The organism is Rhizobium zaerense, from assembly GCF_051810725.1.
In the GTDB taxonomy this organism is placed as follows: domain Bacteria; phylum Pseudomonadota; class Alphaproteobacteria; order Rhizobiales; family Rhizobiaceae; genus Rhizobium; species Rhizobium leguminosarum_I.
Map to the genome: position 1 here is coordinate 3,428,206 of NZ_CM132690.1, position 22,867 is coordinate 3,451,072.

The window sequence follows — 22,867 nt, forward strand, 5'->3', positions numbered from 1 at the left end:
CCTTCCGTTCGTTGCCACCATCCAATCGTGGCAACCGAGCTTGAAAACCACCGGGAACGCGCAAGCGCTCACCGGTGACGAGAGCGATGATCAGACGCGGCGCTTCTTGCGCGGACGGCAGCCATTGTGCGGGATCGGGGTCACGTCGCGGATGGACGTGATCATGAAACCTGCAGCCTGGAGCGCGCGCAGAGCCGATTCACGACCCGAACCCGGACCGCAGACTTCGACTTCCAGCGACTTCATGCCGTGCTCCTGGGCCTTCTTGGCGCAGTCTTCGGCAGCGATCTGGGCAGCGAACGGGGTCGACTTGCGCGAGCCCTTGAAGCCCTTGGCGCCAGCCGACGACCAGGCGATCGCATTGCCCTGCGCATCGGTGATGGTGATCATCGTGTTGTTGAAGGTCGAGTTGACGTGAGCGACACCCGACGAGATATTCTTGCGCTCGCGACGGCGAACGCGGACGGCTTCCTTAGCCATGGTATTCCTTTCGTTGATCTCTTCACCGCCGTAATGCCAGCGGCTACACCGGAACGGCGCCTATATGGTCCCGCTCCAAACTCAAAAGAGGCCGGCGCAGACCACCAGCCTCCCTACCCCGGTTTCCCGGAAATTACTTCTTCTTGCCAGCGATTGCCTTTGCCGGGCCCTTGCGGGTGCGGGCATTGGTGTGCGTGCGCTGACCGCGGACCGGAAGGCCGCGGCGATGACGCAGGCCGCGGTAGCAGCCGAGGTCCATCAGGCGCTTGATGTTCATCGCGGTATCGCGACGAAGATCGCCTTCGACCTGATAGTCGCGGTCGATGGCTTCGCGGATCTGAAGGACTTCTGCGTCCGTCAGCTGATGCACACGACGTTCGGCCGGGATACCGACCTTTTCGACGATTTCCTGTGCGAATTTCGGACCAATCCCGTGAATGTAGGTCAGCGCAATAACAACGCGCTTCGCAGTCGGGATGTTGACGCCAGCGATACGTGCCACGCCTGTTCTCCTTGCATTCCAGTTGCCATCCGGCAAGTGGGCTTCGTTATGCGGCTCTTGAGAACCGCCCGTTCAGATTTACGTCCGTAACATGTCAAAACGACCGCACCCGGACTTCCTTGGGAAATCCGCGCCGATCGCATGGAATGTCGCGAGTTGGCGCGGTGTTTAGCGGAATCACTGCTGAAAAGCAACCGTTCCGCCAAGTTTATTTTCAAAGCCTTAAAGCTTGGAAAGAATGCTTTCGACCTCGGCCGTCACCTGATCGATCTCGGCCATGCCGTCCACGGACTTCAGTTTGCCCTTGGCATGGTAATAGCCGATCAGCGGCGAAGTTTCCTTGTAGTAGACCTGCAGCCGGGCCGTCATGGTCTCCGGAGTGTCATCAGGACGGCGCTTGAAGTGCGTCGAACCGCACTTGTCGCACACGCCCTCAGCAGCCGGAACCTTATCGGTATCGTGATAGACGCTGCCACACTGTGCACAGGAGTAGCGACCGGCAACACGTCGAATCAACTCATCATCATCGACACGGAATTCAATGACGACGGAGAGGCCGAGACCCTTTGCCTTCAGCATCGCCTCGGTAGCATCAGCCTGGACGAGCGTCCTGGGGAAGCCGTCGAGAATGAAGCCGTTGGCGCAATCGGGTTGATCGATACGCTCGGAAACGATGGCAATGACGATCTCATCCGAGACGAGCTTGCCGGCGTCCATGACCGCCTTCGCGCGCTTGCCGACATCCGTGCCGGCGTTAACCGCTGCACGCAGCATGTCCCCCGTGGAAAGCTGCGGAATGCCGTGCTTTTCCACGATCCGCTGGGCCTGGGTTCCCTTACCCGCGCCCGGCGGCCCCAAAAGGATAAGTCTCATCGCCCCCTCTTTCCTCCACGCAACTTCGATTTCTTGATCAGGCCTTCGTATTGCTGCGCGATCAGGTGACCCTGGATCTGTGCAACCGTATCAAGAGTTACGCTAACCACGATCAAAAGCGAAGTCCCACCAAGGGATAACGGGATGCCGGTTTGCGACACCAAGATCTCCGGAAGGATGCAGACGAAGACGAGATAGATTGCGCCGATCACCGTGATGCGGGTCAGCACGTAGTCGATATATTCGGCGGTGCGCTCGCCCGGACGGATGCCGGGAATGAAGCCGCCATGCTTCTTCAGATTGTCGGCCGTGTCCTTCGGATTGAAGACGATGGCCGTATAGAAGAAGGCGAAGAAGGCGATCAGCGCGCCGTACAGCACCATGTAGAGAGGCTGACCATGGCCGAGAGCCGCGACGATCGATGTCACCCAGGAGGGCATTGCCGAGGTGTTGGCGAAACCCGCGACCGTTGCCGGCAGCAGCAGCAGCGACGATGCGAAGATCGCCGGAATGACACCCGATGTGTTGAGCTTGAGCGGCAGGTGCGAAGTATCGCCCTGGAACATCCGATTGCCAACCTGACGCTTCGGATACTGAATCAGCAGCCGGCGCTGGGCGCGCTCGACGAAGACGATGATGCCGATGACGGCGATCGCGACGATGATGACGAGCAGGATGAGGAAGGTCGACAGCGCACCGGTGCGGCCGAGTTCGAGCGTGCCGGCAAGGGCAGTCGGAAGGCCGGCGGCAATGCCGGCGAAAATGATCAGCGAGATGCCGTTGCCGATGCCGCGCGAGGTGATCTGCTCGCCGAGCCACATCAGGAACATCGTGCCGCCGAGCAGCGTCAGAACGGTGGAAACACGGAAGAACCAGCCCGGCTCGACGACGAGGCCCTGGCCACTCTCAAGGCCGGCGGCAATGCCATAGGCCTGGAGCGCACCGAGGATGACGGTACCATAGCGGGTATACTGGTTGATGATCTTACGGCCCTGCTCGCCTTCCTTCTTGAGGTTTTCGAGCGCCGGCACGACCGAGGTCATGAGCTGCACGATGATCGAAGCGGAGATATAGGGCATGATGCCGAGCGCGAAGATCGCCATGCGCTGAACAGCGCCGCCCGAGAACATGTTGAAAAGGCCGAGAATGCCACCTGCCTGGCCGCGGAAAGCCTGGGCATAGGCTTCGGGATTGAGACCCGGAAGCGGAATATGCGTGCCAAGTCGGTAGACGAGGAGAGCGGCCAGTGTGAACCACAAGCGCTTCTTCAGATCCTCGGCTTTGGCGAAGGTCGAAAAATTGAGGTTGGATGCCAATTGTTCCGCTGCAGAAGCCATGCGTTTCTCCGCGCTACCAATTCCGGCGTCTCTGAGGGACAGACCGGACCCGGAATCAGTATGAAATTATTCAAAACCGGGCTCAGGACGGATTGCGGCGCAACCCCATGCCTCACCCTTGTTTTCGAGTCTTACCGGCATGACGCGGGCGCGCCAGCCAAGTTTTTGTGAGGCCCACATATGGGAGCAAAATCGCCCGGTGTGAAGCACCCCGGGCGATATATCATCAGATTATTATTCGGCTGCAGCCGGAGCCGAAAGCAGCGTCACTGTGCCACCGGCCTTTTCGATCTTCTCGACGGCAGGCTTGGAGGCGCCTGCAACGACGATGGTGATCTTGGCCTTGATCTCGCCGTCGGCGAGAACGCGAACACCATCCTTGACGCGGCGGATGACACCAGCAGCCTTGAGGGCAGCTGCGTCAACGGTCGTCTTGGCATCGAGCTTGCCGGCGTCGATCGCCGTCTGGATACGGGCCAGCGACACGACAACAAAATCGGAAGCGAAAATGTTGTTGAAACCGCGCTTCGGCAGGCGACGATAGATCGGCATCTGGCCGCCTTCGAAGCCATTGATGGCGACGCCCGAACGGGACTTCTGACCCTTCACGCCGCGACCACCAGTCTTGCCCGAGCCCGAGCCGATACCGCGGCCGAGGCGCTTGCGGCTGTGGGTCGAGCCTTCATTGTCCTTGATTTCATTGAGTTTCATGAGCGTTTCCTCCGTCTCACTTCTCGTCGACGACGCGAACGAGATGCTGGACAGCACGGATCATGCCACGAACGGAAGGGGTATCCTCCAGCGTGCGGCGACGGTGCATCTTGTTCAGTCCGAGACCGATCAGCGTGCGCTGCTGGACATCCGGACGGCGGATCGGGCTGCCGATCTGTTCGATCGTGACAGTCTTCGCTTCAGCCTTCTTAGTAGCCTTGGCCATCTGTCAAACTCCTCTTATTCTTCAGAGGCGTTGCCGGAGGCGCCACGACGAGCCTGCAGCGTTGCATACTTGATGCCGCGCTGAGCTGCGATGTCCTTCGGGTGAACCTGGTGCTTCAGAGCGTCGAAGGTGGCGCGAACCATGTTATAGGGGTTCGACGAACCGGTCGACTTGGCGACGACGTCATGCATGCCGAGCGTCTCGAATACGGCGCGCATCGGACCACCGGCGATGATGCCGGTACCAACCTTGGCCGAGCGCAGCAGAACCTTGCCGGCGCCATGGCGGCCATGGACGTCGTGATGCAGCGTACGGCCGTCACGCAGCGGTACGAAGATCAGTTCGCGCTTGGCGGCTTCGGTTGCCTTGCGGATGGCTTCCGGCACTTCACGTGCCTTGCCATGGCCGAAGCCGACGCGGCCCTTCTGGTCGCCAACGACGACGAGTGCTGCGAAACCAAAACGACGGCCGCCCTTGACGACCTTGGCGACGCGGTTGATCGCGACAAGCTTGTCGACGAATTCGCTATCGCGCTCTTCGCGGCTCTGGCGGTCGTCCCGCTGCGGCCTTCTTTCCTGTGCCATTGTCCTCTTCCTTTTTCTTTTCCGGGTGCAATCGGCAAACAAATGTGGACCGCATCAGCCTCCCCTTTCGGAGAGCGCCTGCGGTCCGGCGAAAATCCGGCCGGCGCCTGAGGCATCCGGCCGGAAACTGATCAGAAGGTGAGACCGCCTTCGCGGGCCGCTTCGGCGAGAGCCTTGATGCGGCCGTGATAGATGAAGGCGCCACGGTCGAACACGACTTCCGTAACACCGGCCTTGGAGGCGCGCTCTGCGAGGAGCTTGCCCACAACGGTAGCGGCGGCGGTATCGGCACCGGTCTTCAGAGAACCGCGCAGATCCTTCTCGAGGGTGGAGGCAGACGCAAGCGTCTTGCCGGCCACGTCATCGATGACCTGGGCGTAGATGTTCTTCGAGGAGCGATGAACCGACAGGCGCGGACGGCCGTTGGCCACCGACTTGAGATGACGGCGCACGCGGTTGGCACGACGTGCAAGTGCTTCTTTCCTGCTAGCCATTTCGCGTGATCCTTACTTCTTCTTGCCTTCTTTGCGGACGATCCGCTCGTCAGCGTACTTGACGCCCTTGCCCTTGTAGGGCTCAGGACCGCGATATTCGCGGATTTCGGCGGCAACCTGACCGACCTGCTGCTTATTGATGCCGCTGACGACGATTTCCGTCGGCTTCGGAACAACGATCGAGATACCGACCGGCGGCTCGTAGATCACGTCATGGCTGAAACCGAGGGCCAGCTGCAGGTTCTTGCCCTGCATGGCGGCGCGGTAACCAACGCCGTTGATTTCAAGCTTGCGCTCGAAACCGTCCTTGACGCCCTTGAAGATGCCTTCGATCATCGTGCGGGACATGCCCCACTTTGCGCGCGCATCCTTGGTCTGGTTCACCGGCGTCACGACGACGGCGTTATTTTCAAGCTTGAGGCTGATTTCGTCGTTAGCAACGAAAAACAGCTCGCCCTTCGGGCCCTTTGCAGTCACCTTCTGGCCATCGACCGTAGCCGTGATCCCAGCAGGCACCTGAACGGGCTTTTTACCGATACGAGACATGTTTCAATCCTGTCTGTTCGCTATGGAGATCCCTGCTCGATCTTAGAAGACCGAGCAAAGAACCTCGCCACCAACGTTCTGTTCGCGAGCCTGGTGATCGGCCATCACACCCTTCGGAGTCGAAAGGATAGTGATGCCGAGACCGTTCGCGACCTGCGGAATGGACTTGACCGAGACATAAACCCGGCGGCCCGGCTTGGACACACGGCCGATCTCACGGATCACCGATGCGCCTTCATAATATTTCAGCTCGATGCTGAGTTCCGACTTGCCATTGCCGAAATCGACAACGGAGTAGCCACGGATGTAGCCTTCGGACTGCAGAACATCGAGAACACGTGCACGGAGCTTCGAAGCAGGCGTCGAGACCGACGACTTGCGGCGGGAAGCGCCGTTACGGATGCGAGTGAGCATATCGCCCAACGGATCAGTCATTGTCATGTAACCTGCTCCTTACCAGCTCGACTTGACGATACCCGGCACCTTGCCGAGATTGCCGAGTTCACGCAGCGCAATACGCGACATGCGCAGTTTGCGGTAATATGCGCGCGGACGCCCCGAAACTTCGCAACGGTTGCGAATACGGGTCTTCGATCCATCACGCGGCAGGGATGCCAGCTTGATCGAGGCCTTGAACCGCTCTTCGATCGGAAGAGCCTGGTTCATGATGATCGCCTTCAACCCAGCCCGCTTAGCGGCCTGGTTAGCGACCGTAGTACGGCGGCGCTTGTTCTTTTCAACTGCGCTTGTCTTCGCCATGTCAGGTTCCTTTTCTACGCTCGTCGTTACGGTTATTGACGGAACGGGAAGCTGAACTCTTTCAGAAGAGCCCGTGCTTCGTCGTCGGTCGTCGCCGTCGTGCAAACGATGATGTCCATGCCCCACATCTGATCAACCTTGTCGTAGTTGATCTCAGGGAACACAATGTGCTCCTTGATGCCCATGGCGAAGTTGCCACGGCCGTCAAAGCTTTTCGGGTTCAGGCCGCGGAAGTCGCGAACGCGCGGGAGCGCGATGTTCACGAGACGGTCCATGAACTCGTACATGCGGGCGCCGCGCAGGGTAACCTTCGCGCCGATCGGCATCTGTTCGCGGACCTTGAAGCCTGCGATAGAGTTGCGTGCGCGGGTGATGACCGGCTTCTGGCCGGCGATCGCTGCGAGGTCGGCGGCAGCTACCGTCGGCTTCTTCGAGTCAGCGGTCGCTTCGCCGACACCCATGTTGATCACGATCTTGTCGAGCTTCGGAATCATCATCTCGTTGGCGTAGGAGAACTGCTCCTGCAACGCCTTGCGGATGCGCTCGACATATTCCTTCTTGAGCCGCGGCTCATATTTTGCCTCAGCCATCGATCACTTCTCCAGAACGCTTGGCCACACGGACCTTCTTGCCGTCAACAACCTTGAAACCGACGCGGGTCGGCTTGCCGTCCTTGTCGATGATTGCAACGTTGGACAGGTGAACCGGGGCTTCCTTGTTGATGATGCCGGCTTCCTGGGTCTGCGTCTGGCGCTGGTGGCGCTTGACGACGTTGACGCCACGAACAACGGCACGATCTTCCTTCGGCATGACCTGAACAACTTCGCCAGTACGGCCCTTGTCCTTGCCAGCGAGCATGACGACCTTGTCGCCCTTACGAATCTTCTGCATCGCTTCGCTCCTTACAGTACTTCGGGAGCCAGCGAGATGATCTTCATGTGGTTCTTGGCGCGAAGTTCGCGCGGAACCGGTCCGAAGATACGGGTGCCGATCGGCTCTTTCTTGTTGTCGATGAGGACTGCTGCATTGGTGTCGAAGCGGATGACGGAGCCATCTGCACGACGGATGTCCTTGGCGGTGCGAACGACAACCGCCTTCATCACGTCACCCTTCTTCACGCGGCCGCGCGGGATCGCTTCCTTGATCGAAACGACGATGACGTCGCCGATCGAGGCATACTTGCGCTTCGAGCCGCCCAGCACCTTGATGCACATGACACGACGTGCGCCGGAATTATCCGCGACGTCGAGGTTTGTTTGCATCTGAATCATATCAGGTCGCCTTCTTGGTTTACCGGAATGGTTGGGCTAGCCCCCTACTCCGGCTTATGAAAATTTTCGCCGGCCGAGCTGCCGTGACGGCAGCACTGACGCGGCAATAGCTGAATAGCGCGGGGTCGATCGTGCCAGGGTGGTTTCCCGAACGGGACCTTCCGTGCGCTCAAAGCAAAAGAACGCCCGGCATTCGAGCGTTCTGACGCTGCTTCATACAGATATTTCGGCGAGACGCAAGGCCTCGCGCAAAATTCTGTTACTTGCCCTGGGCGGAAATCACCGTCCAGCGCTTGTCCTTGGAGATCGGCGCGCATTCCTCGATGGATACGGTATCGCCGATCTTGTACTGGTTATTCTCGTCGTGGGCCTTGTACTTCTTGGAACGACGAACGGTCTTCTGGAGCAGCGGGTGAGCGAAACGACGCTCGACGCGAACCACTACCGTCTTCTCGTTCTTGTCGCCAACGACGACGCCCTGCAGGATGCGCTTCGGCATATTTTTCTTCCTTTAGGCCTTAACTTCTGCCGCCTTCTGGCGGGCAATGGTTTTCACGCGGGCGATGTCCTTGCGGACTTCGTTGATGCGCGAGGACTTTTCGAGCTGGCCGGTCGCCTTCTGAAAGCGCAGGTTGAACTGCTCCTTCTTCAGCTTGGCAAGCTCGTCCTTGAGTTGGTCGGCGGTGAACGCGCGAACATCTGAGGCTTTCATGAGCTCAATTCCTTACTCTGCAATGCGCTGAACGAAGCGCGTCTTGACCGAGAGCTTGGCAGAGCCGAGGCGAAGCGCCTCACGGGCGATTTCTTCGCTGACACCGTCGATCTCGAACATCATACGGCCGGGCTTGACCTTGCATGCCCAGTATTCAACGGAGCCCTTACCCTTACCCATACGGACTTCGGTCGGCTTTTTGGTTACCGGAACGTCCGGGAACACGCGGATCCATACACGGCCGGCGCGCTTCATATAACGCGTGATCGCGCGGCGGGCCGCTTCGATCTCACGCGCATTGACGCGGTTGGGTTCCTGTGCCTTCAGGCCGAATTCGCCGAATGCCAGGTCAGAACCGCCCTTGGCGACGCCCTTGATGCGGCCCTTGAACTGCTTGCGGTACTTGGTACGCTTTGGCTGCAACATTTTCTTATTCTCCGAACTTCTCTGCCACGCGCGCTATCAAGCGTTGTCGCGGCGACGGTCTCTGTCGCGGTCACGATCACGGCTTGCCGGACCCTGGGCGTCACCTTCCATCGCGCGGCGCTCGGAAGCCATCGGATCATGCTCAAGGATTTCGCCCTTGAAGATCCAGACCTTGATGCCGCAGATGCCGAATGCGGTTTCTGCTTCAGCCGTGCCGTAGTCGATGTCGGCGCGCAGCGTGTGCAACGGCACACGACCTTCGCGGTACCATTCCGTACGGGCGATTTCAGCGCCGCCGAGACGGCCGGCGCAGGTGATCTTGATGCCTTCGGCGCCAAGACGCATCGCCGACTGGACGGCGCGCTTCATGGCGCGGCGGAAAGCCACGCGACGCTCGAGCTGCTGGGCGATCGACTGAGCGACCAGCGTCGCATCGACTTCGGGCTTGCGCACTTCGACGATGTTGAGGTGCGTCTCCGAATTCGTCATCTCCGACAGCTTCTTGCGGAGCTTGTCGATGTCTGCGCCCTTGCGGCCGATGATCAGGCCCGGACGTGCCGAGTGGATCGTGACCCGGCACTTCTTGTGCGGACGCTCGATGACCACCTTGGAGATCCCGGCCTGCTTCAGTTCGCTCATGACGAACTTGCGCATCTTCAGGTCTTCGTGCAACAGCTGGCCGTACTCGGCATTGTCCGCAAACCAGCGGCTATCCCAGGTACGGTTGATTCCGAGACGGAAACCGATTGGATTGATTTTCTGACCCATTATGCGGCCTCCTCTGCTGCCTGCACTTCACGAACGACGATCGTCAAATGCGCGAAGGGCTTTTCAATGCGCGACGCGCGACCGCGGCCACGAGCGTGGAAACGCTTCATGACGATCGACTTGCCGACATAGGCCTCGGCGACAACCAGCGAGTCGACGTCGAGATCGTGGTTGTTCTCGGCGTTGGCGATCGCAGATTCGAGCGTCTTCTTGACGGCGCCCGCGATGCGCTTGCGGGAGAACTCCAGCTCAGCGAGTGCGCGCTCGACCTTCTTGCCGCGGATAGCCGCAGCAACCAGGTTGAGCTTCTGCGGGCTGACGCGGAGCGTGCGGGCGACTGCTTGCGCCTCGTTGTCCTTCAGCCGGCGTTCGGCTTTTGCCTTGCCCATTGTTACTTCCTCTTCGCCTTCTTGTCCGCGCCGTGACCGTAGTAGGTGCGGGTCGGAGAGAATTCACCGAATTTGTGACCGACCATGTCTTCATTGACGCTGACCGGGATATGCTTGCTGCCGTTGTAGACGCCGAAGGTGAGACCGACGAACTGCGGCAGGATCGTGGAGCGACGGCTCCAGATCTTGATCACTTCACTGCGACCGCCTTCACGAACCTTCTCAGCCTTCTTGAGAAGATAGCCGTCAACGAACGGACCTTTCCATACTGAACGAGCCATTGGAGACTTCCTCTCTTACTTCTTACGCTGATGACGCGAGCGCATGATCATCTTGTCGGTCGACTTGTTCGACCGGGTGCGCTTGCCCTTGGTCGGCTTGCCCCACGGTGTCACCGGATGGCGACCACCGGAGGTGCGGCCTTCGCCACCGCCGTGCGGATGGTCGACCGGGTTCATGACGACACCGCGGTTATGCGGACGCTTGCCGCGCCAAACGGTACGACCGGCCTTGCCGTCGTTGATGTTGGCGTGATCAGGGTTGGAGACGGCGCCGATCGAAGCAAGGCAGGAGCCATGAACGAGACGCTGTTCACCGGAGTTCAGGCGAAGGATCGCCATGCCCTGGTCGCGGCCGACGAGCTGTGCGTAGCCACCGGCGGAGCGAGCGATCTGACCACCCTTGCCCGGCTTCATTTCCACGTTGTGGATGATGGAGCCGACCGGGATGAACTGCAGCGGCATGGTGTTGCCGGGCTTGACGTCGACAGCCTTCTCGGAAGCGATAACCTTGTCACCGGCAGCGAGACGCTGGGGAGCGAGGATATAAGCCTTCTCGCCGTCAGCATAGTTCACCAGCGCGATGAAAGCCGTGCGGTTCGGATCGTATTCGATACGCTCGACCGTGCCTTCGACGTCGAACTTGCGACGCTTGAAGTCAATCAGACGGTAGGTGCGCTTGTGACCACCGCCGATGAAGCGGGCGGTGATGCGGCCGAGGTTGTTACGACCGCCGCTCTTGGTCAGACCTTCCGTCAGCGCCTTGACCGGCTTGCCCTTGTAGAGGGCCGAGCGGTCGACGATGACCAGCTGGCGCTGGCTCGGGGTGATCGGATTGAAAGTTTTCAATGCCATTTTCTTATACCTCAGAGACCGGTGGAGACGTCGATCGTCTGGCCTTCAGCCAGCGTCACAACAGCCTTCTTCACGTCCTTCTGCTTGCCGACGAAACCGCGGAACCGCTTGGTCTTGCCCTTGCGCAGCAGAGTGTTGACAGCCGTGACCTTGACGCCGAACAGCGCCTCGACCGCAGCCTTGATTTCCGGCTTCGTCGCCTGCTTGGCGACATTGAAAACAACCTGGTTGTTTTCGGATACCAGCGTGGACTTTTCGGTGATCGCCGGAGAGACGATCACATCGTAGTGGCGAAGATCGGTCACTTGAATCGCTCCTCTAGCGCTTCAACCGCGGCCTTGGAAAGCACGAGCTTGCCGCGGCGCACGATGTCGTAAACGTTGATGCCCTGGATCGGCAGAACATCGATGTTTGGGATGTTCTGAGCTGCGAGCTTGAAGTTGCCGTCAAGCTCTGCGCCGCCGATGAAGAGGGCGTTGGTCAGGCCGAGCGTCTCGAAAACGGACGCGAGAGCCTTGGTCTTGGCTTCGGTGGCAATCAGGTTGTCGATGACGATGACGTCATCGGCCTTGATCTTGGCCGAAAGGGCGTGGCGAAGGCCGAGTGCACGAACCTTCTTCGGAAGATCGTGCTCGTGGCTGCGGACGACCGGGCCATGAGCCTTGCCGCCGCCGCGGAACTGCGGAGCGCGAGCCGAATGGTGGCGGGCGCGGCCCGTACCCTTCTGCTTGTACATCTTGGCGCCGGTGCGCGAAACTTCCGCGCGGCCCTTAGCCTTGTGCGTGCCCTGCTGCTTCTTGGCAAGCTGCCAGCGGATGACGCGGGCGAGAATGTCTTCGCGGGGCTCGAGGCCGAAAATCGCGTCCGAAAGGGAAACCTTCCCGGCGTCTTTTCCCTCGAGGGTCTTGACGTTGAATTCCATTGATCTGGCTCCCTTACTTCGCGGCCGACTTGACGGCGTCGCGCACGATGATCCAAGCACCCTTGGAACCAGGAACAGCACCCTTGATCAGGATCAGACCACGATCTTCGTCGGTCGAAACCACTTCCAGGTTCTGCGTCGTGACGCGCGTCTGGCCCATGTGACCAGCCATCTTCTTGTTCTTGAAAACCTTGCCCGGATCCTGGCGCGAGCCGGTCGAACCGTGCGAACGGTGAGACACCGACACACCGTGCGTGGCACGCAGACCGCCGAAACCGTGGCGCTTCATGGCGCCGGCAAAACCCTTACCGATCGTCGTGCCCGTCACGTCGACGAGCTGACCGGCTGCAAAGTGACCCGCCTTGATCTCAGTGCCGACCTCGAGCAGCTGATCTTCCGACACGCGGAATTCCGTCAGCTTGGCCTTCGGCTCGACGTTGGCGATGGCAAAGTTGCCGCGCATCGCCTTCGACGTGTTCTTCACCTTCGCCTGGCCGGCACCGAGCTGAACTGCGGTATAGCCATTCTTTTCGACAGTGCGCGTGGCTACGACCTGGCAGCCTTCCATACGCAGTACCGTTACCGGGACATGCTCGCCGGCGTCGTTATAGACGCGGGTCATTCCCACCTTCTGTGCAATCACACCTGAACGCATCGGTTCAATCCTTCTCACTCAGCCCGAAGACCCGAGGTCTCAGAGCTTGATCTCAACATCGACACCGGCGGCGAGATCGAGCTTCATCAGCGCGTCTACCGTCTGCGGGGTCGGGTCAACGATATCGAGAAGGCGCTTATGCGTGCGCATCTCGAACTGTTCGCGGCTCTTCTTGTCGATGTGCGGGGACCGGTTGACCGTAAACTTCTCGATGCGGGTCGGAAGCGGAACGGGGCCCCGGACGCTTGCACCGGTGCGCTTAGCCGTCGATACGATCTCGCGCGTGGAGGCATCGAGAATCCGGTGATCGAACGCCTTCAGGCGGATGCGGATATTCTGGCCGTTCATTCGACTTTATCCTTGTGTCTGTTATCCGCGTGTCACCACTTAGGGACACGACTTACCTTCAGTTACGTTAGCGGGCCACCGGTTTCAAAGATCGAGAGGGACACCGAGATCGGCGTCCCTATCCTTTCCTTGGGCCAGGTGGCCCAGCCGCTAATTACTCGACGATGGAGGCGACGATACCGGCGCCGACGGTGCGGCCGCCTTCGCGGATGGCGAAGCGCAGCTTTTCTTCCATCGCGATCGGAACGATCAGCTCGACCGATACCGTGACGTTGTCGCCCGGCATCACCATCTCGGTGCCTTCCGGCAGCGTCACGATGCCGGTCACATCGGTCGTGCGGAAGTAGAACTGCGGACGGTAGTTGGTGAAGAACGGCGTATGACGGCCACCCTCTTCCTTCGTCAGGATGTAGGCTTCAGCCATGAACTTCTTGTGCGGCTTGACCGAACCCGGCTTGCACAGAATCTGGCCACGCTCAACGCCGTCACGGGTAACGCCGCGGATCAGCGCGCCGATGTTGTCGCCAGCCTGGCCCTGGTCGAGCAGCTTGCGGAACATTTCAACGCCGGTCACCGTCGTCTTCGTCGTCGGGCGGATGCCGACGATCTCGACTTCTTCGCCAACCTTGACGATGCCACGCTCGACGCGGCCGGTCACAACCGTGCCGCGGCCAGAGATCGAGAACACGTCTTCGATCGGCAGCAGGAACGGCAGGTTGATCGGACGCTCAGGCGTCGGGATGTAGGCGTCGACCGCAGCCATCAGCTCGCGGATCGCGTCTTCGCCGATCTTCTTGTCGGAATCTTCAAGAGCAGCCAGCGCCGAACCCTTGACGATCGGGATTTCGTCGCCCGGGAAGTCGTAGGACGACAGCAGTTCGCGAACTTCGAGCTCGACCAGTTCGAGGAGCTCGGCGTCGTCAACCTGGTCGACCTTGTTCAGGAACACCACGATTGCCGGAACGCCGACCTGGCGGGCCAGCAGAATGTGTTCGCGCGTCTGCGGCATCGGGCCGTCAGCGGCCGAGCACACCAGGATCGCGCCGTCCATCTGGGCAGCACCGGTGATCATGTTCTTGACGTAGTCGGCGTGGCCGGGGCAGTCGACGTGCGCATAGTGGCGCGCCGGCGTCTCATACTCGACGTGCGCCGTCGAAATCGTGATGCCGCGGGCCTTTTCTTCCGGAGCCGCGTCGATCTGGTCGTACGCCTTGTACTCACCGAAGTACTTCGTGATCGCTGCCGTCAGAGACGTCTTGCCGTGGTCAACGTGGCCAATCGTGCCAATGTTGACGTGCGGCTTGTTGCGCTCAAACTTACTCTTTCCCATTTTCGGGTCTCCGTTTTGCTAGTCCCCGAAGGGATCTAATTCTTGTTATCGGTCAATTGGTATTCCGGTCACTTCTGACCGGAATACTTTGCCTGGATTTCAGTTGCGACGTTCGACGGTACCGGCGAATAGTGATCGAAGGTCATCGTGTACTGGGCGCGGCCCTGGGACATGGAGCGCAGGTTGTCGACGTACTTGAACATGTTCGCGAGAGGAACGTTCGCATTGATGACAACGGCGATACCGCGGCTTTCCTGGCCCTGGATCTGACCGCGACGGGAGTTCAGGTCGCCGATAACGTCGCCGACATAATCTTCCGGGGTGACGACTTCGACCCTCATCATCGGCTCGAGCAGCTGAGCGCCGGCCTTTTTGGCTGCTTCACGGAAGCAAGCACGCGATGCGATTTCGAAGGCGAGAACCGAAGAGTCGACGTCGTGGAAGGCGCCATCGATGAGGGTTGCCTTGACGCCGAGCATCGGGAAGCCTGCGAGCGGACCCGAAGACAGAACGCTTTCGATGCCCTTCTGAACGCCGGGGATGTATTCCTTCGGAACGGAACCGCCGACGATCTTGGATTCGAACTTGAATTCGTCGCCTTCCGGGTTCGGTTCGAAGACGATCTTGACGCGCGCGAACTGGCCGGTACCACCGGACTGCTTCTTGTGGGTGTAGTCTTCTTCATGCTTCCGGGTGATGGTTTCACGGTAGGCAACCTGCGGCGCGCCAACGGTTGCTTCGACCTTGAATTCACGACGCATGCGGTCGACGATGATGTCGAGATGCAGTTCGCCCATGCCGGCGATGATGGTCTGGCCTGATTCCTGGTCGGTCTTGACACGGAAGGACGGATCTTCAGCAGCCAGGCGGTTGAGCGCAAGGCCCATCTTTTCCTGGTCGCCCTTGGTCTTCGGCTCGATGGCGATCTGGATGACCGGCTCCGGGAATTCCATGCGCTCGAGGATAACCGGCTTCAGCGGATCGCAGAGCGTGTCGCCCGTCGTGGTTTCCTTGAGGCCGGCGAGAGCCACGATGTCACCTGCGAAGGCTTCTTCAATGTCTTCGCGCGAGTTGGAGTGCATCTGCAGCATGCGGCCGACGCGCTCGCGCTTGTCCTTGACCGTGTTGATGACCGAGGCGCCCTTTTCGAGCTTGCCGGAGTAGATGCGGGCGAAGGTCAGCGAACCGACGAAGGGGTCGTTCATGATCTTGAAGGCGAGCATGGAAAGCGGCTCGCTGTCGTCGGCATGACGCTCGATTTCGGCTTCCGTCTTGAAGTCGATGCCCTTGATCGCCGGGATGTCCATCGGCGACGGCAGGTAGTCGACGACGGCGTCGAGCAGCGGCTGCACGCCCTTGTTCTTGAAGGCGGTGCCGCAGAACATCGGGTGGAACTTGACGTCGATCGTGCCGCGGCGAACCAGCGCACGGATCTGATCGTTGTTCGGCAGAATGCCTTCGAGGTAAGCTTCGGTGGCGGCTTCGTCGATGTCGACGACCGTCTCGATCAGCTTTTCGCGATATTCCTCAGCCTTGGCCTTCATGTCCTCGGGGATCTCGACGACATCCCACTGGGCGCCGAGCGACTCGTCGCGCCAGATGAGTGCGTTCATCTCGACCAGGTCGATGACGCCCTTGAATTCGGTCTCCGCACCGATCGGCAGCTGCATAACAACAGCCGTTGCACCGAGACGGGTCTTGATCATCTCGACGGAGCGGTAGAAGTCCGCACCGGTCTTGTCCATCTTGTTGCAGAAGATCATCCGCGGGACATTGTACTTCTCGGCCTGACGCCAGACGGTTTCCGTCTGCGGCTCAACACCGGCGTTAGCGTCGAGCAGCGCGATGGCGCCGTCGAGAACGCGCAGCGAACGCTCGACTTCAATGGTGAAGTCGACGTGGCCGGGAGTGTCGATGATGTTGAAACGGCGCATTTTGCCGTCACGGCCCTTCCAGTAGGTCGTGGTGGCAGCAGAGGTGATCGTGATGCCACGCTCCTGCTCCTGCTCCATCCAGTCCATGGTGGCTGCGCCGTCGTGGACTTCGCCGATCTTGTGCGACTTGCCGGTGTAATAAAGAATACGCTCGGTGGTCGTGGTCTTGCCGGCGTCGATATGCGCCATGATACCGAAATTGCGGTAGTCTTCGATTTTATATTCGCGAGCCATGGTGGACTGCCTTTCGATACCGTTCGGAATTACCAGCGATAGTGCGAGAACGCGCGGTTGGCGTCAGCCATCTTGTGCGTGTCTTCGCGCTTCTTGACGGCGGAGCCGCGGTTGTTGGACGCATCGAGCAGCTCGCCGGAAAGGCGGTCAACCATAGTCGTTTCATTGCGCTTGCGGGCAGCAGCGATCAGCCAGCGAATAGCAAGAGCCTGGCGGCGCTCCGGACGAACATCGACGGGGACCTGATAGGTCGCACCACCGACACGACGCGAGCGAACTTCAACGTGCGGGGCAATGTTCTCAAGCGCAGAATGGAAAACCGTGAGCGGCTCCTGCTTGGCCTTGCCCTGGACAACGTCGAACGCACCGTAGACGATGTTTTCAGCAACGGACTTCTTGCCGTCGAGCATGATGGCATTCATGAACTTGGTGACGACGAGATCGCCGAACTTCGGGTCCGGATTGATCTCGCGCTTTTCTGCTTTATGACGTCTGGACATACTTTTGTCTCTTCAACCGTTAAGGCGCTTCATGACGCGGAGGACCTCGCGCAGCGCCGGATTATTCAAAACCCGAATTACTTCGGACGCTTCGCGCCGTACTTGGAGCGGCGCTGCTTGCGGTTCTTGACACCCTGGGTATCGAGAACGCCGCGGATGATATGATAACGGACACCCGGAAGGTCCTTGACGCGGCCGCCACGGATCATGACGACAGAGTGTTCCTGAAGGTTGTGACCTTCGCCGGGGATGTAACCAATGACTTCGAAGCCGTTGGTCAGGCGGATCTTTGCGACCTTACGCAGAGCCGAGTTCGGCTTCTTCGGCGTCGTCGTGTAGACGCGCGTGCAAACGCCGCGCTTCTGCGGGTTCTCCTGGAGTGCAGGAACCTTGTTACGCTTTACGTTCGCCTGGCGAGGCTTGCGGATCAGCTGGTTTACGGTAGGCATTCAACCATCCCTTACGTTTTATCTCAGTACCCTTGCGGGCTTGAACTCGCGCCGTCTCCGGCAGTGACGTACGCTTTCCGTCAATGCGCAAAATATGGCCCGATCCGCTTCCGCAGATGGACCACAAGGAGCAGAGGACGCATAGAACATGCGTCGTGCGTGCAGCATCATGACTTCAACGTGCGTTTAGAACCTTGTTTGAGGTGAACTTCAGGGCGAGTCGCCCCGAACAGCCAAGCCTCACATGGGATCTGATGGCCGGGGTACTACTGGTTTCCACCCGTCTCGTCAAGGCCGGTTAAGAAATAAACTCGCCGTATCGCCTTGATATGCCGGCCGAACGCCCTGTTTCATTCTTCTAGACGAAATCACGGCCGTGCTCGAACATAAAAACTTGGGCATTGCAGCAAAAGCAGTTAAGGAATCAGCAATTGCGACGTTCGGCCCTCACAGCGGGATTCGAGCGACCGAATCGTCAAAGAGCCGAAGGACAGGCGATGATCACGACACCTGATAACGACAATAATTTCGACGGCCCGATGATCTTCATCATCATCGGCAAGGGCTACGAGTCCGACGCCAGCGAAGGTATCGACCTGCACATCATGCTGAAGGCGCCTGACGACGACACTGCCGTACGCGAGGCCTTGAACGCCCTTGCCGAGGAAGGCTTCATCGAGGCCGATCTCGACCAGATCGGCATGCTGACCGAGGTCCCGGCCGAAGAGCCGCACGCATCTGCCTACCAGGGAGCCGTCGAAGGCGAAGTCGCGATCATCCGGTTCAACTGAACGGAGCCGCCGCTGGCGCTTTCAAGGCAGCATAAGCGGAAGCAGCCTCAGAGCAACCAAAAAATGAAAAACCGCCCGGATCGCTCCGGGCGGTTTTTCAATTCGTCGACTTCAGCCGCGGGTTATTCCGCAGCCGGAGCCTTTTCGGCCATGTCCTGCAGCATCGGCGTGGCGACGGCAGCACCCGTGCCCTTGCGGCGCTCTTCGAGGATCATCTCGTCGCGCGACGTGGCGATGCGGCGGATCTGGGTCATGGTGCCGCCGGTACCGGCCGGGATGAGGCGGCCAACGATGACGTTTTCCTTCAGACCCTGCAGGCCGTCGGTCTTGCCGGCGATCGCAGCTTCCGTCAGCACCTTCGTCGTTTCCTGGAAGGACGCGGCCGAGATGAAGGACGGGGTCTGCAGCGACGCCTTGGTGATGCCGAGAAGAACCGGATCGCCATAGGCTGGCTTCTTGCCCTGCTCGATCAGGTGATCGTTGACGTCTTCGAGCTCGATCCGGTCGACATTGTCGCCGACGATATAGGTCGAGTCGCCTGCATCGGTGATTTCCACCTTCTGCAGCATCTGACGGACAATCACCTCGATGTGCTTGTCGTTGATGACGACACCCTGCAGGCGGTAGACTTCCTGGATCTCGTTGACGAGGTAGGAGGCCAGAGCCTCCACACCCTTGATCGCCAGGATGTCGTGCGGAGCCGGGTTACCGTCGAGGATGTAGTCACCCTTTTCGATATAGTCGCCTTCCTGAAGGTGGAAGGGCTTGCCCTTCGGGATCAGGTATTCGACAGGCTCGACACCGTCTTCCGCCGGCTCGATGATGACGCGACGCTTGTTCTTGTAGTCGCGGCCGAGGCGGATCGTACCATCGATCTCTGCGATGATGGCGTGGTCCTTCGGACGGCGGGCTTCGAACAGCTCGGCAACACGCGGCAGACCGCCGGTGATGTCCTTGGTCTTGGCGCTTTCGAGCGGCGAACGGGCGAGAACGTCACCCTGGGAGACCTTCGTGCCCGGCTCGACCGACAGAATCGCATCGACCGAGAGGAAGAAGCGGGCGTCACCACCACGGGACAGCTTCGCGATATTGCCGCTAGCATCCTTGATGACGATCGCCGGCTTGAGGTCCGAGCCGCGCGGGGTCGAACGCCAATCGATAACCTGACGCTTGGTGATGCCGGTCGATTCGTCGGTCGCTTCCAGAACGGAGAGACCGTCGACCAGATCTTCAAACTGAACGGTACCGGCCACTTCCGTCATCATCGGACGGGTGTAGGGGTCCCACTCTGCCAGGCGCTGGCCGCGCTTGACCTTGTCGCCTTCGTCGACATGCAGTTTCGAACCGTAGGCCACACGCTGCGACGACCGCTCGACACCACGTTCGTCCAGGATCTGGACGGTCATGTTGCGGCCCATGGCAACGAGGTTGCCATCGGAATTGCGCAGGATGTTGCGGTTCTTGATCTGCACCGTACCTTCGTACGAGGCTTCGAGGAACGACTGGTCGACCACGGTTGCCGTACCGCCAAGGTGGAAGGTACGCATGGTGAGCTGGGTACCCGGCTCGCCGATCGACTGAGCAGCGATGACGCCGACGGCTTCGCCCATATTGACCGGCGTACCGCGCGCGAGGTCGCGGCCGTAGCAGACCGAGCAGACGCCCGTCTGGATTTCGCAGGTCAGCGCCGAGCGGATGCGGATCGACTGGATGCCGGCCTTCTCGATTTCGACGACGTCGGGCTCGAGAATCATCCTGCCCGCATCGACGATCCGCTCACCCGTGACCGGATGATCGATGTCGTCGAGCGCCGTGCGGCCGAGGATACGGGCGCCGATCGAGGCAACCACCTGGCCGGCATCGACGATGGCGGTCATGGTGAGGCCCGTCTGCGTTCCACAATCGACGTGCGTGACGATGCAATCCTGAGCGACGTCGACGAGACGGCGGGTCAGGTAGCCGGAGTTGGCGGTCTTCAGGGCGGTGTCTGCCAGACCCTTGCGGGCGCCGTGGGTCGAGTTGAAATACTCGTTGACGGTCAGGCCTTCCTTGAAGTTCGAGATGATCGGGGTCTCGATGATTTCGCCCGACGGCTTGGCCATGAGGCCACGCATGCCGCCCAGCTGGCGCATCTGGTTCGGAGAACCGCGGGCACCGGAGTGGCTCATCATGTAGATCGAGTTCATCGGCTTCTGGCGACCGGTCTTCTCGTCGAATTCGACCGCCTTAATGCGGGCCATCATCTCTTCGGCGACCTTTTCGGTCGCCTTGCCCCAGGCGTCGACAACCTTGTTGTACTTTTCGCCCTGGGTGATGAGGCCGTCATTGTACTGCTGCTCGTATTCCTTCACCAGGTTTTCGGTGTCGGCAACGATCTTGGCCTTGGCGTCCGGAATGACCATGTCGTCCTTGCCGAACGAAATGCCGGCGCGGCAGGCGTGGGCGAAGCCGAGCTGCATGATGCGGTCGCAGAAAATGACCGTGTCCTTCTGGCCGCAATGGCGATAGACCGTGTCGATCATCTTCGAGATGTTCTTCTTGGTCATTTCCTGGTTGCAGATATCGAAGGGCACCTTGCCGTTTTTCGGCAGCAGTTCGCCGATGAGCAGACGGCCAGGCGTCGTCTCATAGATCTTCGAGTAAGGCTTGCCATCCTCGTCGATCGACTTGAAGCGGCCACGGATCTTGGTGTGCAGCGTCACGACCTTGCTTTCGAGGGCGTGATGCAGCTCGCCGAGATCAGAGAAGGCCATGCCTTCGCCCGGCTCGTTCTGATTGAGGATCGACAGATAGTAGAGGCCGAGAACCATGTCCTGCGAGGGAACGATGATCGGCGCGCCGTTGGCCGGATGCAAGATGTTGTTGGTCGACATCATCAGCACGCGGGCTTCGAGCTGAGCTTCGAGCGACAGCGGCACGTGAACGGCCATCTGGTCGCCGTCGAAGTCGGCGTTGAAGGCCGTGCAGACGAGCGGATGCAGCTGGATCGCCTTGCCTTCGACCAGGATAGGTTCGAAGGCCTGGATACCCAGGCGGTGCAGCGTCGGTGCGCGGTTCAAGAGAACCGGATGCTCGCGGATGACCTCGTCGAGGATATCCCAGACTTCCGGCTTTTCCTTCTCGACCAGCTTCTTGGCCTGCTTGACGGTCGAGGAGTAACCCTTGGCGTCAAGGCGGGCATAGATGAACGGCTTGAAGAGCTCGAGCGCCATCTTCTTCGGCAGGCCGCACTGATGCAACTTCAGTTCCGGACCGGTGACGATAACGGAACGGCCGGAATAGTCGACGCGCTTGCCGAGCAGGTTTTGACGGAAGCGGCCCTGCTTGCCCTTCAGCATGTCGGAGAGCGACTTCAGCGGACGCTTGTTGGCGCCGGTGATGACACGGCCGCGACGGCCGTTGTCGAACAGCGCGTCAACGGATTCCTGCAGCATGCGCTTTTCGTTGCGGATGATGATGCCAGGCGCACGAAGCTCGATCAGACGCTTCAGACGGTTGTTACGGTTGATGACGCGGCGGTAGAGATCATTCAGATCCGACGTCGCGAAACGGCCGCCGTCGAGCGGAACCAGCGGGCGCAGATCCGGCGGGATGACCGGAACGACCTTCATGATCATCCATTCCGGACGGTTTCCCGACTCCATGAAGTTCTCGACGATCTTCAGGCGCTTCATCAGCTTCTTCTGCTTGAGATCCGACGTGGTGTCGGCAAGCTCTGCGCGCAGGTCGCCAGCGATCTTTTCGAGGTTCATCGACGCCAGCATCTCGTAGATCGCCTCAGCGCCGATCATCGCGGTGAACTGGTCTTCGCCGTATTCGTCGACAGCGAGCATGTACTCTTCTTCCGAGAGGAGCTGGTGCTCCTTCAAGGCGGTCAGGCCCGGCTCGGTGACGATGTAGTTTTCGAAGTAGAGGACGCGCTCGACATCCTTCAGCGTCATGTCGAGCAGCGTCGAAATGCGTGATGGCAGCGACTTCAGGAACCAAATGTGGGCAACGGGAGCTGCGAGCTCGATATGGCCCATGCGCTCACGGCGAACGCGCGACAGCGTGACTTCGACGCCGCACTTTTCGCAGATGATGCCCTTGTACTTCATACGCTTGTACTTGCCGCACAAGCATTCGTAGTCCTTGATCGGCCCGAAGATGCGCGCACAGAACAGACCGTCGCGTTCCGGCTTGAACGTACGGTAGTTGATGGTTTCCGGCTTCTTGATCTCACCGTAAGACCAGGAGAGGATCTTCTCCGGAGACGCGATCGAAATCCGAATGGAATCGAAATTCTGTGCAGGCACCTGCGGATTGAAAAGATTCATGACCTCTTGGTTCATGCCTGTCTCCTTCATGGGCTAAAGCGCCCTCAAAATGCGATGGTCGGCGGCAAATTCCCGGGAGCCGCCTTCCTCGCTTAAACGAGAATAACCGCTGGATGCGGCGAAACTTCCCTTCCGGGCCGACACGGATACGGCGCCCGGCGGGACCGGCGTGCGCCG

At 59.8% G+C, this 22,867-nt stretch carries 31 protein-coding genes; 1 reads left to right on the forward strand and 30 read right to left on the reverse strand.

From position 1 onward, the window contains the following. Positions 1-90: 90 nt before the first annotated feature. The 29 genes from rpsK to rpsL form a co-directional block, all read right to left on the reverse strand. Positions 91-480 (reverse strand): 30S ribosomal protein S11, encoded by a 390-nt coding sequence (gene rpsK, locus ACS4RR_RS16685; protein ID WP_003547577.1) that lies wholly within the window; start codon positions 478-480, stop codon positions 91-93. A gap of 133 nt (positions 481-613) precedes the next feature. After that, positions 614-982: a 30S ribosomal protein S13 gene (rpsM, locus tag ACS4RR_RS16690; protein WP_003573772.1), complete on the reverse strand. Its 369-nt coding sequence runs from the start codon at positions 980-982 to the stop codon at positions 614-616. Positions 983-1,204: 222 nt separating this feature from the next. Next, entirely contained in the window at positions 1,205-1,855 is a 651-nt protein-coding gene (locus tag ACS4RR_RS16695; protein WP_017963910.1) for an adenylate kinase, read from the reverse strand. Further along, the gene (secY, locus tag ACS4RR_RS16700) at positions 1,852-3,192 is read right to left on the reverse strand and encodes a preprotein translocase subunit SecY (RefSeq protein WP_018067985.1); all 1,341 of its coding nucleotides are present in this window, start codon (positions 3,190-3,192) and stop codon (positions 1,852-1,854) included. Before secY ends, ACS4RR_RS16695 begins: the two co-directional genes overlap by 4 nt. A 234-nt stretch (positions 3,193-3,426) precedes the next feature. Then, a complete protein-coding gene (rplO, locus tag ACS4RR_RS16705; protein ID WP_003547567.1) occupies positions 3,427-3,903 on the reverse strand; it encodes a 50S ribosomal protein L15 in 477 nt (158 codons plus the stop codon). A 16-nt stretch (positions 3,904-3,919) separates the two neighbouring features. Then, on the reverse strand, positions 3,920-4,129 hold the full coding sequence (gene rpmD, locus ACS4RR_RS16710) for a 50S ribosomal protein L30 (protein ID WP_003547566.1): 210 nt from the start codon (positions 4,127-4,129) through the stop codon (positions 3,920-3,922). A 14-nt stretch (positions 4,130-4,143) separates the two neighbouring features. After that, positions 4,144-4,713 (reverse strand): 30S ribosomal protein S5, encoded by a 570-nt coding sequence (gene rpsE / locus ACS4RR_RS16715; protein ID WP_017963908.1) that lies wholly within the window; start codon positions 4,711-4,713, stop codon positions 4,144-4,146. 131 nt (positions 4,714-4,844) lie between these two features. Further along, complete coding sequence (rplR, locus tag ACS4RR_RS16720; RefSeq protein ID WP_003547564.1) at positions 4,845-5,207, reverse strand: 50S ribosomal protein L18; 363 nt, start codon at positions 5,205-5,207, stop codon at positions 4,845-4,847. Between the two features lie 12 nt (positions 5,208-5,219). Continuing rightward, entirely contained in the window at positions 5,220-5,753 is a 534-nt protein-coding gene (gene rplF, locus ACS4RR_RS16725; RefSeq protein WP_017963907.1) for a 50S ribosomal protein L6, read from the reverse strand. 42 nt (positions 5,754-5,795) lie between these two features. Then, a complete protein-coding gene (rpsH, locus tag ACS4RR_RS16730; protein ID WP_003547562.1) occupies positions 5,796-6,194 on the reverse strand; it encodes a 30S ribosomal protein S8 in 399 nt (132 codons plus the stop codon). Positions 6,195-6,206: 12 nt separating this feature from the next. After that, a complete protein-coding gene (gene rpsN / locus ACS4RR_RS16735) occupies positions 6,207-6,512 on the reverse strand; it encodes a 30S ribosomal protein S14 (RefSeq protein WP_003547561.1) in 306 nt (101 codons plus the stop codon). 32 nt (positions 6,513-6,544) lie between these two features. Further along, positions 6,545-7,102, reverse strand: coding sequence for a 50S ribosomal protein L5 (gene rplE, locus ACS4RR_RS16740; protein ID WP_003547560.1), 558 nt, complete (start codon positions 7,100-7,102; stop codon positions 6,545-6,547). After that, on the reverse strand, positions 7,095-7,403 hold the full coding sequence (gene rplX, locus ACS4RR_RS16745; protein WP_003547559.1) for a 50S ribosomal protein L24: 309 nt from the start codon (positions 7,401-7,403) through the stop codon (positions 7,095-7,097). The genes rplE and rplX overlap by 8 nt, the downstream gene beginning before the upstream one ends. Before the next feature lie 11 nt (positions 7,404-7,414). Continuing rightward, positions 7,415-7,783, reverse strand: coding sequence for a 50S ribosomal protein L14 (rplN, locus tag ACS4RR_RS16750; RefSeq protein WP_003547558.1), 369 nt, complete (start codon positions 7,781-7,783; stop codon positions 7,415-7,417). A 259-nt stretch (positions 7,784-8,042) separates the two neighbouring features. Further along, positions 8,043-8,282: a 30S ribosomal protein S17 gene (rpsQ, locus tag ACS4RR_RS16755; RefSeq protein ID WP_003547557.1), complete on the reverse strand. Its 240-nt coding sequence runs from the start codon at positions 8,280-8,282 to the stop codon at positions 8,043-8,045. Positions 8,283-8,294: 12 nt separating this feature from the next. Next, positions 8,295-8,495: a 50S ribosomal protein L29 gene (rpmC, locus tag ACS4RR_RS16760; RefSeq protein WP_003558545.1), complete on the reverse strand. Its 201-nt coding sequence runs from the start codon at positions 8,493-8,495 to the stop codon at positions 8,295-8,297. Between the two features lie 12 nt (positions 8,496-8,507). Continuing rightward, positions 8,508-8,921, reverse strand: coding sequence for a 50S ribosomal protein L16 (gene rplP / locus ACS4RR_RS16765; RefSeq protein WP_003547555.1), 414 nt, complete (start codon positions 8,919-8,921; stop codon positions 8,508-8,510). A gap of 36 nt (positions 8,922-8,957) precedes the next feature. Next, complete coding sequence (rpsC, locus tag ACS4RR_RS16770; RefSeq protein WP_003547554.1) at positions 8,958-9,689, reverse strand: 30S ribosomal protein S3; 732 nt, start codon at positions 9,687-9,689, stop codon at positions 8,958-8,960. Then, positions 9,689-10,078, reverse strand: coding sequence for a 50S ribosomal protein L22 (rplV, locus tag ACS4RR_RS16775; RefSeq protein WP_003547553.1), 390 nt, complete (start codon positions 10,076-10,078; stop codon positions 9,689-9,691). Before rplV ends, rpsC begins: the two co-directional genes overlap by 1 nt. Before the next feature lie 2 nt (positions 10,079-10,080). Next, positions 10,081-10,359: a 30S ribosomal protein S19 gene (gene rpsS / locus ACS4RR_RS16780; RefSeq protein ID WP_003547552.1), complete on the reverse strand. Its 279-nt coding sequence runs from the start codon at positions 10,357-10,359 to the stop codon at positions 10,081-10,083. A gap of 15 nt (positions 10,360-10,374) precedes the next feature. Then, positions 10,375-11,211 (reverse strand): 50S ribosomal protein L2, encoded by an 837-nt coding sequence (gene rplB, locus ACS4RR_RS16785; protein WP_003547551.1) that lies wholly within the window; start codon positions 11,209-11,211, stop codon positions 10,375-10,377. An 11-nt stretch (positions 11,212-11,222) separates the two neighbouring features. Then, entirely contained in the window at positions 11,223-11,516 is a 294-nt protein-coding gene (locus tag ACS4RR_RS16790; protein ID WP_003547550.1) for a 50S ribosomal protein L23, read from the reverse strand. Further along, entirely contained in the window at positions 11,513-12,133 is a 621-nt protein-coding gene (gene rplD / locus ACS4RR_RS16795; protein WP_017963906.1) for a 50S ribosomal protein L4, read from the reverse strand. The genes ACS4RR_RS16790 and rplD overlap by 4 nt, the downstream gene beginning before the upstream one ends. A gap of 13 nt (positions 12,134-12,146) precedes the next feature. Beyond that, entirely contained in the window at positions 12,147-12,788 is a 642-nt protein-coding gene (gene rplC / locus ACS4RR_RS16800; RefSeq protein ID WP_003547548.1) for a 50S ribosomal protein L3, read from the reverse strand. A 39-nt stretch (positions 12,789-12,827) separates the two neighbouring features. Next, positions 12,828-13,136 (reverse strand): 30S ribosomal protein S10, encoded by a 309-nt coding sequence (gene rpsJ, locus ACS4RR_RS16805; protein ID WP_003547547.1) that lies wholly within the window; start codon positions 13,134-13,136, stop codon positions 12,828-12,830. A gap of 154 nt (positions 13,137-13,290) precedes the next feature. Next, positions 13,291-14,466 carry an elongation factor Tu gene (gene tuf, locus ACS4RR_RS16810; protein WP_017963897.1) on the reverse strand — a complete coding sequence of 392 codons (1,176 nt, stop codon included), beginning with the start codon at positions 14,464-14,466 and terminating at the stop codon, positions 13,291-13,293. A 68-nt stretch (positions 14,467-14,534) separates the two neighbouring features. After that, complete coding sequence (gene fusA / locus ACS4RR_RS16815) at positions 14,535-16,634, reverse strand: elongation factor G (RefSeq protein ID WP_260110653.1); 2,100 nt, start codon at positions 16,632-16,634, stop codon at positions 14,535-14,537. A 29-nt stretch (positions 16,635-16,663) separates the two neighbouring features. Then, positions 16,664-17,134, reverse strand: coding sequence for a 30S ribosomal protein S7 (rpsG, locus tag ACS4RR_RS16820; RefSeq protein ID WP_011651422.1), 471 nt, complete (start codon positions 17,132-17,134; stop codon positions 16,664-16,666). 77 nt (positions 17,135-17,211) lie between these two features. Continuing rightward, positions 17,212-17,583, reverse strand: a complete 372-nt coding sequence (gene rpsL, locus ACS4RR_RS16825) for a 30S ribosomal protein S12 (protein ID WP_003547537.1) — start codon at positions 17,581-17,583, stop codon at positions 17,212-17,214. Between the two features lie 497 nt (positions 17,584-18,080). Here rpsL and ACS4RR_RS16830 point away from each other — a divergent pair, with 497 nt between their 5' ends. After that, positions 18,081-18,374, forward strand: coding sequence for a hypothetical protein (locus tag ACS4RR_RS16830; RefSeq protein WP_003547528.1), 294 nt, complete (start codon positions 18,081-18,083; stop codon positions 18,372-18,374). A gap of 122 nt (positions 18,375-18,496) precedes the next feature. On the opposite strand, the gene rpoC is transcribed toward ACS4RR_RS16830, so the two are convergent. After that, positions 18,497-22,705, reverse strand: a complete 4,209-nt coding sequence (rpoC, locus tag ACS4RR_RS16835; RefSeq protein ID WP_260110652.1) for a DNA-directed RNA polymerase subunit beta' — start codon at positions 22,703-22,705, stop codon at positions 18,497-18,499. Positions 22,706-22,867: the final 162 nt, after the last annotated feature.